This window comes from Streptomyces sp. 351MFTsu5.1 (assembly GCF_000383655.1).
Classification (GTDB): domain Bacteria; phylum Actinomycetota; class Actinomycetes; order Streptomycetales; family Streptomycetaceae; genus Streptomyces; species Streptomyces griseorubiginosus.
The window spans coordinates 190,491-204,121 of sequence record NZ_KB911785.1 but is presented as its reverse complement, the minus strand read 5'-3'; the positions used below and the strand labels follow the sequence as shown (position 1 = coordinate 204,121).

Here is a 13,631-nt window from a genome sequence, read left to right as displayed (position 1 = left end):
TCATCCCCGGGAAGCGGTACGGGTACGGCCGCCGAAGCCGGCCAGGACGAGGAGCAGCACCCACGTCACGAGCAGGCTGAGCACGGACACGGCGACGGACAACTGGGCCTGCGAGCCGCTGACGTTGACGATCCACACCGCGAAGGGCTGGAAGCCCAGCAGCTGGGCCACGGTGAACTCGCCGAGCACCAGGGCCAGGGTGAGGAAGGAGGCGTTGAGCAGGGCGCCCCGCAGGTTGGGCAGGACGGCCTGGACGAGGGCCTGCGGCCAGCCGGCACCGCAGCTGCGGGCGGCCTCGACGAGGGTGCGGACGTCGACGGCCCGGAGACCGGCGTCCAGGGCCCGGTAGACGAAGGGCAGTGCCATCACGACGTAGGCCAGGACCAGGACGAAGGGGAAGTCGGGGTTCTGGATCGCCACGAAGGTCTCGAACAGCGGGGTCCGCGAGAGGTGGTCGGGGCCCCATTTGAGGACCGTGCCGATGCCGGCGACGAACGCGATCGGCGGCACCACCAGGGGAAGCGAGCACACCACCTCGACGACGGGCCGCAGCCGGGGCGCCCCGAGCCGCAGCGCGACCATCGCGGGCACCATCAGGAGCAGTACGACGGCGATGGTGGCGAGGGCCAGCTCCAGCGAGAGCAGCAGGCTGGAGACGAACCCGGTGGTGGAGAAGATCTGGGTGTAGGCGTCGAAGGTGATCCCCTGGCCGGGCACGTCGACGGTGAAGACGACGGACGCGGCCAGCGGCACCAGGAAGTACAGTCCGGCGAGGCCGAGCACGCCCCATCGCCACAGGTTCAGGCGAGCCATCGGGCGCTCCTTCGCTGAAGGGGCAGGTAGACGGCCATGACGAGGCCGGCGACCAGGACCATGTCGAGGCTGAGGGCGAGCGCCACGTTCTCCTGACCGACCAGCACGTTGCCGGAGATGGCGTCGGCGATCTGGAGGGTGACCAGCGGGATTGAACTGCCCACCATCGCGGCGGCGGTGGCGTAGGCGGCGAAGGCGCTGCCGAAGAGCAGCACGAACCCGCCGAGCAGCGTGGGCAGCAGCACGGGCAGGGCCACGAAACGCCAGTACTGCACGGTCGTCGCCCCGTTGTTCCGGGCGGCCTCGCGCCACTGGACGCGCAGTCCGTCGAGGGCGGGGGTGACGGTGAGGACCATCAGCGGGATCAGGAAGTACAGGTAGACGACGACCAGGCCCCAGAAGCTGTAGAGGTCCCAGCCCTTGTCGGTGAGACCGAGGTGCCGGGTCAGGACGCCCGCGTTGCCGAGGGTGGCGACGAAGGCGAAGGCCAGGGGGACTCCGCCGAAGTTGGCGAGGACTCCGGACGCGGTGAGCACGGCCTCGCGCAGGGCGCGGAAGCGGGAGGTCACCACGGCCTGGGCGAGCGGCAGTCCGACCAGGGTGCCGAGCGCGGCGGAGACGGCGGACAGCTTCACGCTGCCGAGGAGCGCGGTGAGGTACGCGCCCTTGAGGGAGGTCGTCAGGTTGTCGAGGGTGTACGAAGTGGCCCCGGTGGCCGGGTCCTTGGCGGTGAACGCGCCGTCCAGCATGGCGATGGCGGGCAGTCCGAAGGCGACCGCGACGAACGCGAGCAGCGGCACGACGGCGACCCAGCCGAGGGACCGGCGCCGCCGACCGGCCTGGGCGGCGGGCGCCGGGTCCACTCGTACGGCGGTGGCCGTCATCCGGAGACGGCCTTCGCCCAACCCCCGGCGATGACCGTCTTGGCCTTGTCCTGCTGGGCCTCGGTCGGGAACTTGGGCGTTCCGGTGACCTCGGGCAGCTTGGCCGCGGCGGCCTTGTCGAGGGTGCCGGCCTTGTCCAGGGCGGTCATCAGGGCCGGGCGGGCGTAGCCCTTGAGCCAGAGGTTCTGGCCCTCGGCGCTGTAGAGGTACTCCTGCCACAGACGGGCGGCCGCGGGGTGCGGGGCGTCCTTGTTGATGGCCTGGGAGTAGTACTGGGAGAACTGGCCATCGCTCGGGACGGTGACCTTCCAGTCGACGCCCTTGGACTTGAACTCGTCGGCGTATCCGGCGTTCAGGTAGTCCCAGTCGATGCTGATCGGGGTCTCGCCCTTCTCGACGGTGGCCGGGGTCGACTCGACGGGCGTGTAGTTGCCGTTCTTCTTCAGCTTGGCGAAGAAGTCGAGGCCGGGCTGGATGTCGTCGAAGGAGCCGCCGTTCGCGAGCGCGGCCGCGTAGACACCGCCGAAGGCCGAACCGGACTTGGTGGGGTTGCCGTTGAGGGCGACCTGGCCCTTGTACTGCGGCTTGAGAAGGTCGGCGAAGGTGGTGGGGCAGGCCTTGACCCGCTTGGCGTCGCAGCCGATGGAGATGTAGCCGCCGTAGTCGTTGTACCAGCGGGCCTGTGTGTCCTTCTGGCCTGCGGGGATGTCGTCGTACGACTGGACCTTGTACGGCGCGAGCAGGCCCTGCTGGGCCGCGCTGAGCGCGAAGGAACTGCCCAGGTCGAGGACGTCGGGTGCCCGGCCCTGGCCCTTGCGCGAGGTCACGGCGTTGATCTCGTCCTGGCTGGTGCCGTCGGGGTTCTCGTCCGAGATCTTGATGCCGTACTTCTTCTGGAAGCCGTCGATCAGGGCGCCGTAGTTGGCCCAGTCGCGGGGCAGCGCGATGGCGTTGAGCGTGCCCTCCTTCTTCGCGGCGGCGACCAGCTTGTCCAGGCCACCGAAGTCCGCGGCGGAGGTCGCGGTGGCGGCGCTCTTGCCGTCGGCGGTCGTCGACGTGGTGTCGGGGGCGGCGCCGCAGGCGCTCAGGGCGAGGGCGGCGAGGGTGGCGAGAACACCGGCGGCGGCGGTTCTCGGCAGGGACACGGTCACGGCTTCTCCAGGGGACGCGCGAGGGTGCAGGAGCCATACAGGAGTCGAGAAGGAGAGAACTTGTCTGAACAAGTTGGCCTCAGTAAGGCTGCCGCTGGTGTCCTGTTCGTAAACACTGTCGAAACACCGGCCCCTGAATTCCCGCACAATCCGTGGCACCGCCGAACCCGCTCGAACGTCGACTAGGCTGGTCACGCTGTGCACAGTGATCGACTCAGAGGGGAAGCATGGCGGCGCGACACGAGGAGATCGCCGACGAGCTGCGCCGGGCGATCGACCGCGAGGAGTACACCGTGGGCAGTCTGCTGCCCGCCGAGACGGAACTCGCGGCGCAGTACGGCGTCTCGCGCGGAACGGTTCGCCAGGCGGTCGCGACGCTCACCGCGGAGGGACTCATCGGCTCCCGCCAGGGCGCCCGGCGCGTGGTGCTCGCCAGCCGTCGCAGCCAGAGCTTCGCGGAACTGCGCAGCTTCGCCGAGTGGGCCCGGGCGATGGGGCGCGAGGCCACCGGGCGGGTCGTCGCGCAGGCGTACCGGCCGGCTTCCAAGGAGGACGCGATCCGCCTCCAACTGACGGTCGGCACACCCGTGTTGCACGTCCTTCGGGTGCGCGGACTGGACGGCGAACCGGTGTTGCTGGAGCGGACGGTGTACGCCGACTGGATCTCACCCAGCGTCGAGGCGATCGAGCCCGACTGCCCCTCGGTCACCCAACGCCTGTACGACGACACGGGGTTGGTCTTCGCCTACGGGGAGCACGTGATCGACGCGGTGGCGGCGGGGGCGCGGGACGCGGAGCTGCTGGAGATCCGCCGCACCAGCCCCCTCCTGCGGGTCCGCCGGGTCACCACGACCCGCGAGGGCCGCCCGGTGGAGTGGTCGGACGACCGCTACCGCTCGGACGCGGTGAGCTTCAGCGTCCACAACTCGATGGACAACAACGCACTGGCCCGCAAGACGGCGGAGTAGCCGACGGAGGTCTTGGTGAACATCCCCGCACTGCCCCGGATCGACGAGCACACGACACTGGTCCAGGCCGACGTGGGCGACGTCTGGCGGGCACTCTGCGAGACCCTGGAGGAGTCCTTCGCCCGCCCCCGCGCCGCCCGCTACGCCCGTCTCGTGGGCGTCGCCGACCGTACGGCGTCCGGACCGCGGCCCCTTGCGGAGGGCTCGGCATTCCCCGGGTTCCGGGTGGCCGAAGCGGTCCGGGGACGGGATCTGGTCCTCGTCGGGCGGCACCACTTCTCCACGTACGCCCTGATCTTCCGCCTGGAGGGGCGCGACGACGGCCGTACCCTGCTGAGGGCCGAGTCCCGGGCCCGGTTCCCCGGTCCCTTCGGCGCCCTGTACCGGTTCCTGGTGATCTCCTCCGGCGCGCACGCCCTGCTCACTGGGCGACTGCTGGCGGGGGTCCGGCGGCGGGCCGAGCGGGTCAGGTAGGTGAGCCCGAGGAGAAGCGGCGGAGCAGCGGGGAGAGCACCAGTACCGACTTGGTGCGCTCCACGAACGGCTCCCCCGCGATCCGCTCCAGGACCCGCTCGAAGTGCCGCATGTCGGAGGCGAAGACCTGGACCACCGCGTCGGCGTCCCCGGTGACGGTGGAGGCGGCCACGACTTCCTGGTAGCGCTCCAGGCCCCGCTGGATGGTCTCCGGGGAGGTGTTGCGCCGGCAGTAGATCTCGACGAACCCCTCGGTCTCCCAGCCGAGGGCCGCCGGGTCCACCCGTACCGTGAAACCGGTGATGGCCCCGGTGGCGCGCAGCCGGTCCACGCGCCGCTTCACCGCGGGCGCGGACAGGCCGACGATCTGCCCGATGTCCGCGAAGGAGCGGCGGGCGTCCTCGGCGAGGGCGTGCACGATGCGTTCGTCGAGATCGTTCAGCACGGTGGGTGGGTCAGCCTTCGGGTGTTGCGAGTCGGGAGCGGCGATGGCCGTACACGAAGTAGAACACGAGCCCGGCGGCCATCCAGACCCCGAAGACCACCCAGGTGACGGTGGACAGGCTGCCCATCATCCAGACGCAGAAGCCGAGGCCCAGGGCGGGCAGGACCGGAGAGAGCGGGACGCGGAACGTGCGGGGCATGTCCGGGCGGGTCCGGCGCAGCACCACCACGGCGATGTTGACCAGGGCGAAGGCGAAGAGGGTGCCGATGCTGGTGGCGTCGGCGAGCTGGCCCAGCGGGATGGCCGCGGCCAGCACTCCGCAGAACAGGGACACGATCACCGTGTTGGCCCGGGGCGCCCCCGTCTTCGGGTGGACCCGTCCGAACACCTTCGGCACGAGTCCGTCCCGGGACATCGCGAAGAGGATGCGGGTCTGTCCGTAGAGCACGGTCAGTACCACGCTCGCGATGGCGACGACCGCGCAGAACGCCAGCAGGGTGCCCCAGAAGCTCTGCCCGGTGACGTCCCGCATGATCTGGGCGAGTGCGGCCTCGGAGTCGTTGAAGTGCTGCCAGGGCTTCGCGCCGACCGCGACGGCTGCCACCAGGACGTACAGCGCGGTCACGATGACCAGCGACAGCATGATCGCGCGCGGCAGGTCGCGCTGCGCGTTCCTGGCCTCCTCACCGGCGGTGGAGGCGGCGTCGAAGCCGATGTAGGAGAAGAACAGCGTGGCCCCGGCCGCGCTCACGCCCGCCATGCCCAGCGGCATGAAGTGCTCGTAGTTGCCGGAGCGGAAGCCCTGGACGCCGATCGCGCAGAACAGCACCAGCGCGGCGATCTTGACGACGACCATGACGGTGTTGGCCCGGGCCGACTCGCGGGCGCCGCCGAGCAGGAACGCCATGGCGAGGAGGACGACGATCAGCGCGGGCAGGTTGAAGACTCCACCGTCGCCGGGCGGGGCGGACAGCGCGTCCGGGATGGTGACGCCTATGGTCCCGTCGAGCAGCTCGTTCAGGTACTCGCCCCAGCCGACGGCCACGGCGGCGACCGAGACGCCGTACTCCAGGACCAGGCACCAGCCGCAGATCCAGGCGACGAGCTCGCCCATGGTCGCGTAGGCGTAGGAGTACGAGGATCCGGCGACCGGGATGGTGCCGGCCAGCTCCGCGTAGGAGAGGGCCGAGAACAGGGCGGTCAGGCCGGCGATCACGAAGGACAGCGTGACGGCCGGGCCCGCCTTCGGCACGGCCTCGCCGAGGACCACGAAGATGCCGGTGCCGAGGGTGGCGCCGATGCTGATCATGGTCAGCTGCCACAGTCCGAGCGAGCGCCTGAGGGCTCCTCCCTCGCCCTGGCCGCCCTCGGCGACGAGGCGTTCCACCGGCTTGCGCCGCATGAGGCGCGCGCCGAGCCCCGTCGCCTGTGGGGTGCGCTGTCGCGGGGGTGCGCCTTGGTCGAGCACGCGCTGACTCCTTCGTCGTTGCAGGTGGGTACAGCGAAGCACCCTATGAGGCCGGGGGTCACAGCCGTAATGCAGCAACCTTGCACGCACTCGCAAGATCGTTGCGTTGCGCACCGAAGGGCGGCCCTTCGTTGCGCGCACCCCTGACCGGGCATGCGAAAGGCCCCCGGTTCTCGCCGGGGGCCGTTCGCTGCGGACCTAGCTCCAGCTGGCGTGCAGCGGCTTGCCCTCCGCGTAGCCGGCCGCGCTCTGGATGCCGACGACCGCCTTCTCGGCGAACTCGGCCAGGGAGTTCGCACCCGCGTAGGTGCAGGAGGAGCGGACGCCCGCGATGATCGAGTCGATCAGGTCCTCGACGCCCGGGCGGCCCGGGTCGAGGAACATCCGGGAGGTGGAGATGCCCTCCTCGAAGAGCGCCTTGCGGGCCCGGTCGTACGCCGACTCCTCGGACGTACGGTTGCGCACGGCCCGCGCGGACGCCATCCCGAACGACTCCTTGTAGAGCCGCCCGCTCGCGTCCTGCTGGAGGTCGCCCGGGGACTCGTACGTGCCCGCGAACCACGACCCGATCATCACGTTGGACGCGCCGGCGGCCAGCGCCATGGCGACATCGCGGGGGTGCCGTACACCACCGTCGGCCCACACGTGCTTGCCGTACTTCCTCGCCTCGGCCGCGCACTCCAGCACGGCGGAGAACTGCGGCCGGCCGACGCCGGTCATCATCCGGGTGGTGCACATGGCACCGGGGCCCACACCGACCTTGATGATGTCGGCACCGGCCTCGACGAGGTCCCTGACCCCTTCCGCGGCCACGATGTTGCCCGCCACGATCGGGACCTGCGGGTCGAGCGCCCGGACCGTCCTGATCGCGGTGATCATCGACTCCTGGTGGCCGTGAGCGGTGTCGATGACGAGCGTGTCCACGCCCGCGTCGAGCAGCTGCTTCGCCTTGCCCGCCACGTCGCCGTTGATACCGACCGCGGCGGCGATCCGCAGCCTGCCCTGCGCGTCGACGGCCGGCGTGTACAGCGTGGCGCGGAGCGCGCCCTTGCGGGTGAGGATGCCGGCGAGCTTGCCGTCCTCGTCGACGGCCGGGGCGTAGCGGCGGTTGGCCGTGTCGAGCCGGTTGAAGGCCTCGCGCGGGTCGATGGCGGCGTCCAGGAGCAGCAGGTCGCGCGACATGACGACCTCCAGCTGGGTGAAGCGGTCGACGCCGGTCAGGTCCTGGTCGGTGACGACACCGACGGGCCGGCCGGCCTCGTCGACGACCACGCCGGCGTTGTGCGCCCGCTTGGGCAGCAGGGCCAGGGCGTCGGCGACGGTCTGGTGCGGGGCCAGCACGATCGGGGTGTCCAGGACGTGGTGGCGGCTCTTCACCCAGGACACGACCTCGGTGACGACCTCGATCGGGATGTCCTGCGGGATGACGACCAGGCCGCCGCGCCGGGCCATCGTCTCGGCCATGCGGCGTCCGGCGATGGCGGTCATGTTGGCGACGACCAGCGGGATCGTGGTCCCCGTGCCGTCCGGGGAGCTGAGGTCCACACCCTGCCGCGAACCGACGGCACTGCGGCTCGGGACCATGAAGACGTCGTCGTACGTCAGGTCGTACGGGGGCTGGATGTCGTTGAGGAAACGCACGTGCTGCACATCCCAGTCGATCGGAGGCGGCCCCCGGTCAGGTCAGCCAGGGGGAAAGAGCACGTACTTCATTCTCCCACGTCGGACGCGTGGTCACCCACGGGCGAATCGTCCAGACCGGCCGGAGGCGCGTTGGGACGAACCTCCAAGGCCGGGTCCGTCACCGCGCCCGAGCAGCGCGGAGGGGCGGCCACCGCAGGTGACCGCCCCCCTTCCACGCTATGGTGCCCCGCCGTCAGGACCCGTCCGGGTCCGCCCGGCTGAGGGCCGGCTTCGGGGCAGGGCCCGCCGTCATCAGGGAGTCCGCGGCGGAGGTGTCCGTCACCAGGCTGGTGACGAGCCCCGACCGCAGCACCGCGTCGATCGCGGCCGCCTTCCGCTGCCCGCCCGCGATCGCGACGACCTCGGGGATACGGCGGAGCTGGTCGGCCTTGACGGTGATGCACCGCTCGCCCAGGTCCCGCCCGACGCGGCGGCCCTCGGCGTCGAAGAGGTGGGCGGACATCTCGGCGGCGACCCCGAGCGAGGCGTAGTGGCCGCGCTCCTCGTCGCTGAGCATGTCGTGCACCGTCGAGATGCCGGGCTCCCAGGAGCCGATGGAGACACAGGCGACCGTGACCTTGTCGAAGTACTCGAAGGCCCGGGCGATCCCGGTCTGGTTGCGCAGCGCGGCCGCGGTCGCCGCGTCCGGCAGCAGCATCGGCGCGTAGATGGGGTGGGCGTCCCCGCCGGACACCTGGGCGGCCCGCCGTACCGCCTCCACCGAGCCGCGCTCGGCGGTCCCGGCGTCGTAGACCCCCGTCAACTGCACGACCGTGCAGGGCGGCAGCCGGTCCAGGGCCGCCGCCATGTGGATGGTGGACCGGCCCCACGCCAGTCCCAGCACATCCCCCTCGTTGACCAGCTCGCCGAGCAGGTCGGCGGCCACTTCCCCCAGGTTCTCCGGGTCGGGAGACTCCTCGACATCGGCCGGGGACTCGACCACGACGGCGTGCCTGAGGCCGTAGCGGGCGCGGAGCGCGTCGGAGCGCTCGGCGTCCAGTTCGGCCGGCACGCGGATCTCGATCCGTACGAGATCCCGTTCGAGGGCGGTCTCCAGGACCCGGGCCACCTTGAAGCGGCTGACGCCGAACTCCTCCGCGATCTGGATCTTGGACTTGCCCTCGAGGTAGAAGCGGCGGGCCATGGCCGCCGCCTGCACCAGCTCAGCGGGTCCCATCCGCATGGCTGACCGGCCCGCCGACATACCCGACACGGCGTTCTCCTCACTGCTGTTCACACTTGGATTCGCCGTTCATCCTTGCAGATCCGGCGCACTTGATCGGCCCTGATCGGAGCCGTTCACGTTCCTGACGCTCAGTGGTCGCACGCCCACGACGCCTTGGTGGTCGCCTCCTCGGCCTGCTTGCGCAATGCACGTACCGCTTCGGCCGGGTCGGACGCCCCGTACACCGCGGATCCCGCGACGAACACGTCGGCTCCCGCCTCCGCGCAGCGCTCGATGGTGCCGGCCGAGACCCCGCCGTCGACCTGGAGCCACAGCTCAAGGCCGTGCTTCCTGATCAACTCGCGGGTCCGGCGAATCTTGGGGAGCATGATGTCGAGGAACGCCTGCCCCCCGAAACCGGGCTCGACCGTCATGATCAGCAGCATGTCGAGCTCGGGGAGCAGGTCCTCGTACGGCTCGATCGGCGTCGCGGGCCTCAGCGCCATGGAGGCACGCGCGCCCTTGGCCCGGATCTCCCGGGCCAGCCGCACCGGAGCGGCGGCCGCCTCCACGTGGAAGGTGACGGAGGAGGCCCCCGCCTCTACGTACTGGGGCGCCCAGCGATCGGGGGCCTCGATCATCAGATGGCAGTCCAGCGGGGTGTCCGTCGCACGGGCCAGCGACTCTACGACCGGCACGCCGAGCGTGAGGTTCGGGACGAAATGGTTGTCCATGACGTCGACGTGGAGCCAGTCGGCTCCCTCCACCGCCTTCGCCTCGTCCGCGAGGCGGGCGAAGTCGGCGGACAGGATGCTGGGGTTGATCTGCGCGGCCATACCCCAAGCCTCCCATGCCGGGGAGGGACCGGGCGCGCCGGTCCGGATCCGAGCCGTTCGCCGGATGCTGTGGACGGGCTGTGCGTGCCATGCTGGGCGGCTTCTCGACTCGACTGGTGGCGCCGGGGGTGGCCATGACCGGAAATCGAGGCATCGCGCACTTCGTCTGCGGACGGCGGGCGAAATGGGTGGTACTGGCCCTGTGGCTGGTGGTGCTGTTCCTGACGGCACCGCTCGCCTCCAAGCTCACCGACGCCCAGGACAACGACGCGGCCTCCTGGCTGCCCGGCTCCGCGGAGTCGACCCAGGTCCTCCAGATCTCCGAGGACTTCAGGCCGGAGCAGATCCCCGCGGTCGTCGTCTACGCGCGCGAGAGCGGTCTCACGGCACGGGAACGGGCCACCATCGCGAAGGACGTCGCCGAGATCAAGCGGCTGACGGCGCACGGCATCCGCGGACCGGAGACCCGGGGACCGGTCTACGACCGGCCGAGCGACCCGCGCGCGGCCCAGATCATCGTCCCGATCACCATGGACGAGAAGGGCTGGGAGGAGATCGCGCCGGCGGTCGACTCGCTCCGTGACGTGGTGGGCAAGGGCGGCGACGGACTCGCCGTGCACATCACCGGCCCCGGGGGAACCTCCGCGGACTTCTCCAAGGCCTTCGAGGGCATCGACTCGACCCTGCTGCTGTCGGCCATGGGCGTCGTGATCGTCATGCTGCTCATCACCTTCCGCAGCCCCACCCTGCTCCTCGTCCCGCTGCTCTCGGTGGTCTCGGCGCTCTTCACGGCCCAGGCCTTCATCTACCTGCTCGCCCAGCACGCGGGCCTCACGGTCAACGGCCAGAGCGCGGGCATCCTGACGGTCCTCGTCTTCGGGGCGGGGACCGACTACGCCCTTCTGCTGGTCGCCCGTTACCGGGAGGAACTGCACCACCACGAGGACCGCCACGAGGCGATGGCCCGCGCCCTGCACCGCGCGGGCCCCGCCGTGCTGGCCTCCGGCGCGACCGTCGTCCTGAGCATGCTGGTGCTGCTGGCCGCCGAGATGAACTCGACCCGCGGCCTGGGCCCGGTCGCCGCGATCGGCGTCATGGTCGCCCTGATCGCGATGATGACCCTGTTCCCGGCCCTGCTGGTGATCTTCGGCCGCTGGATCTTCTGGCCGGCGACCCCGCGCTTCGGTGCCCCCGACCGCATCGAGACCGGCGTCTGGGCCCGCACCGGCCGCCGGATCGCCCAGCGGCCCCGCATGGTCTGGATCATCACGGCACTGGTCCTCGCGGTGTGCTCGCTGGGCCTGATCCAGCTGCGCGCCGAGGGCATCTCCAACGCGGACGCGTTCACCGGCAAACCGGACTCGATCACCGGCCAGGAGGTGTCCGCCAAGTACTTCCCGGCGGGCAGCGGCGACCCCCTGGTGATCGTCAGCAACCAGGCGCAGGCACGCCAGGTGGGCGAGGCGGTCGCGGGCACCCGGGGCGTGGTGCCGGAGTCCCTCGGTCTGCCGCCGGGCACGAAACCGTCGTACGAGGGGAAGGTCCTGTTCGAGGCGACGATGACGGCCCCGGCCGACAGCGAGGCCGCGAAACGGACGGTCGAGCGGGTCCGGGACGCCGTCCACGCGGTCCCGGACGCCGATGCCCAGGTCGGCGGCGGCACGGCCGCGCTGCTGGACATGGACAAGGCCACCACGCACGACAACATCCTGATCATCCCGCTGGTGCTGGCGGTGGTCCTGATGATCCTGTGCGGGCTGCTGCGCGCCCTGATCGCCCCGCTGCTGCTGATCGGGACGGTGATCCTGTCCTTCGCGGCGGCCCTGGGCATCAGCGCCCTGGCCTTCCGCCATCTCTTCGACTACGCGGGCGAGTCGACGGACTTCCCGCTGTTCGTCTTCGTCTTCCTGGTCGCCCTCGGCATCGACTACAACATCTTCCTGACCACCCGGATCCGCGAGGAGGCGGCCCACCGCGGCACGCGGCCGGGCGTGATCACGGGCCTGGCCGCGACCGGCGCCGTGATCACCTCCGCCGGCCTGGTGCTGGCCGGCACCTTCGCCGCCCTGGGCACCCTCCCCATGGTCGCCTTCGCGGAGATCGGCTTCGCGGTGGCGCTGGGCGTCCTCATCGACACGTTCATCGTGAGGTCGGTCCTGGTGACGTCCCTGTTCCTGGACGTGGGCAAGAAGATCTGGTGGCCGCACAGCCTTGCCAAGGAGGAGGGTGAGTCGATCCACCCAGGGGCGCGGGGAACTGCGCGACCAGCCACGACGGCGCAGCAGTCGAACGACTAGCTCAGCCCGTCCTGCGAATGACCGCCAGATACATCGCATCGGTCCCGTGCACGTGCGGCCACAACTGGACGTCCGGCCCCTCACCGAGTTCCGGTACGCCCGGGAACAGCGGTCGCGCGTCGACCAGTTCAGTGGACGGCCACTGCTTGAGCACGTCCTCCACGACCGCCCGCGTCTCCGCGAGATGAGGCGAACACGTGGCGTACCCGACGACCCCGCCCACCCGCACGGAGTCCAGCGCGGTGCCCAGCAACTCCCGCTGCAACGGCCCGAACCCCTCCAGGTCCTCGGGCCGGCGCCGCCACCTCGCCTCCGGCCGCCGCCGCAGCGCCCCGAGCCCGGTGCACGGCACATCCATCAGCACCCGGTCGAAGGTGCCGGGCCGCCAGGGCGGCCGGGTCCCGTCCGCGGCGATGACCTGGTAGGGCCCCGGGTTCCCGTGGAGCGCCTTGGCGACCAGCCCGGCCCGGTGGGGCTGCTTCTCGGAGGCGAGCAGCACGGCTCCCCGCTCGGCGGCCAGCGCGGCAAGCAGCGCGGCCTTGCCCCCCGGCCCCGCACAGCCGTCGAGCCACTTCTCGTCCCGCCCCTCCACGGGCGCGTTCGCGAGGGCCAGCGCGACGAGCTGACTGCCCTCGTCCTGCACCCCGGCCCGGCCTTCGCGTACGGCGTCCACGGCACCGGGCTCACCACCCTCGGCCAGCCGTACGGCGTACGGCGACCAGCGTCCGGGGACGGCGGCCTCCTCGCGCAGCAGCTCCTCGGTGCCGGACCGGCCCGGCCGGGCGACCAGCGTGACCTCGGGCCGCTCGTTGTCGGCCGCCAGCAACCGCTCGATGCCGGCCCGTCCGCCGCCGAGGGAGTCCCACAGCGCGGAGACGACCCAGCGGGGGTGGGAGTGCACGACGGCGAGATGGTCCTCGGGGTCGTCGTCGTAGGGCGGGGCGACCTTGGCGAGCCACCCGTCGAGATCGTCCTGGGCGACCTTGCGCAGCACGGCGTTGACGAACTTGGCCCGTCCGTCCCCGAGCACGACCCGGGCGAGCTCGACGGTGGCGGACACGGCGGCGTGCGTCGGGATGCGCGTCCCGAGCAGCTGGTGCGCGCCGAGGCTCAGCACGTCGAGCACCGGCGGGTCGACCTCGCGGAGCGGCCGGTCGACACATTCGGCGATGATCGCGTCGTACGTCCCCTGCCGGCGCAGTGTCCCGTAGACGAGCTCGGTGGCGAGCGCCGCGTCCCGCCCCTCGAAGCCGCCCTTCTCGCGCGCCTTGCGCAGCAGCGGCGGCAGGACGAGGTTGGCGTACGCGTCCCGCTCGTCCACGGCCCGCAGCGCCTCGAAGGCGAGGATACGGACGGGGTCCTTCTGGGGCCGACGGTAGGGCTTGCCGGGCTTGCCGTTCTTTGAGGGCCGGCTGGGCTGCTCGCTCACGAAAAAGGTGCTCCGGGG

12 protein-coding genes are annotated in these 13,631 nt (G+C 71.2%); 3 read left to right on the top strand and 9 right to left on the bottom strand.

Annotation, left to right across the window (positions count from 1 at the left end; genetic code table 11):
- The 3 genes from H295_RS0125215 to H295_RS0125205 are packed head-to-tail and all read right to left on the bottom strand — an operon-like array spanning position 1 to position 2,848.
- A complete protein-coding gene (locus H295_RS0125215; RefSeq protein ID WP_020138128.1) occupies positions 1-813 on the bottom strand; it encodes an ABC transporter permease in 813 nt (270 codons plus the stop codon).
- Positions 801-1,697, bottom strand: coding sequence for an ABC transporter permease (locus H295_RS0125210; protein ID WP_028809731.1), 897 nt, complete (start codon positions 1,695-1,697; stop codon positions 801-803). Before H295_RS0125210 ends, H295_RS0125215 begins: the two co-directional genes overlap by 13 nt.
- Entirely contained in the window at positions 1,694-2,848 is a 1,155-nt protein-coding gene (locus tag H295_RS0125205; RefSeq protein WP_020138126.1) for an ABC transporter substrate-binding protein, read from the bottom strand. The genes H295_RS0125210 and H295_RS0125205 overlap by 4 nt, the downstream gene beginning before the upstream one ends.
- 227 nt (positions 2,849-3,075) lie before the next feature.
- On the opposite strand from H295_RS0125205, the gene H295_RS0125200 reads away from it, so the two are divergent.
- Together H295_RS0125200 and H295_RS0125195 are read left to right on the top strand one after the other, a co-directional pair.
- Positions 3,076-3,816 carry a GntR family transcriptional regulator gene (locus tag H295_RS0125200; RefSeq protein WP_020138125.1) on the top strand — a complete coding sequence of 247 codons (741 nt, stop codon included), beginning with the start codon at positions 3,076-3,078 and terminating at the stop codon, positions 3,814-3,816.
- Between the two features lie 15 nt (positions 3,817-3,831).
- On the top strand, positions 3,832-4,290 hold the full coding sequence (locus tag H295_RS0125195) for a hypothetical protein (RefSeq protein ID WP_020138124.1): 459 nt from the start codon (positions 3,832-3,834) through the stop codon (positions 4,288-4,290).
- Here H295_RS0125195 and H295_RS0125190 read toward each other — a convergent pair.
- The 5 genes from H295_RS0125190 to rpe all read right to left on the bottom strand — a co-directional run bounded on the left by H295_RS0125190 (position 4,283) and on the right by rpe (position 9,887).
- Positions 4,283-4,735, bottom strand: a complete 453-nt coding sequence (locus tag H295_RS0125190; protein ID WP_020138123.1) for an Lrp/AsnC family transcriptional regulator — start codon at positions 4,733-4,735, stop codon at positions 4,283-4,285. The two genes, H295_RS0125195 and H295_RS0125190, sit on opposite strands and share 8 nt — an antisense overlap.
- A gap of 10 nt (positions 4,736-4,745) precedes the next feature.
- A complete protein-coding gene (locus H295_RS0125185) occupies positions 4,746-6,203 on the bottom strand; it encodes an amino acid permease (protein WP_020138122.1) in 1,458 nt (485 codons plus the stop codon).
- Positions 6,204-6,401: 198 nt separating this feature from the next.
- Complete coding sequence (locus tag H295_RS0125180; protein ID WP_028809730.1) at positions 6,402-7,844, bottom strand: GuaB1 family IMP dehydrogenase-related protein; 1,443 nt, start codon at positions 7,842-7,844, stop codon at positions 6,402-6,404.
- A 235-nt stretch (positions 7,845-8,079) separates the two neighbouring features.
- The gene (locus tag H295_RS0125175; protein ID WP_028809729.1) at positions 8,080-9,123 is read right to left on the bottom strand and encodes a sugar-binding transcriptional regulator; all 1,044 of its coding nucleotides are present in this window, start codon (positions 9,121-9,123) and stop codon (positions 8,080-8,082) included.
- Positions 9,124-9,200: 77 nt separating this feature from the next.
- Entirely contained in the window at positions 9,201-9,887 is a 687-nt protein-coding gene (gene rpe, locus H295_RS0125170) for a ribulose-phosphate 3-epimerase (protein ID WP_020138119.1), read from the bottom strand.
- A gap of 134 nt (positions 9,888-10,021) precedes the next feature.
- On the opposite strand from rpe, the gene H295_RS0125165 reads away from it, so the two are divergent.
- Complete coding sequence (locus H295_RS0125165; RefSeq protein WP_028809728.1) at positions 10,022-12,184, top strand: MMPL family transporter; 2,163 nt, start codon at positions 10,022-10,024, stop codon at positions 12,182-12,184.
- Between the two features lies 1 nt (position 12,185).
- On the opposite strand, the gene H295_RS0125160 is transcribed toward H295_RS0125165, so the two are convergent.
- On the bottom strand, positions 12,186-13,613 hold the full coding sequence (locus tag H295_RS0125160; protein ID WP_020138117.1) for an RsmB/NOP family class I SAM-dependent RNA methyltransferase: 1,428 nt from the start codon (positions 13,611-13,613) through the stop codon (positions 12,186-12,188).
- Positions 13,614-13,631 lie beyond the last annotated feature (18 nt).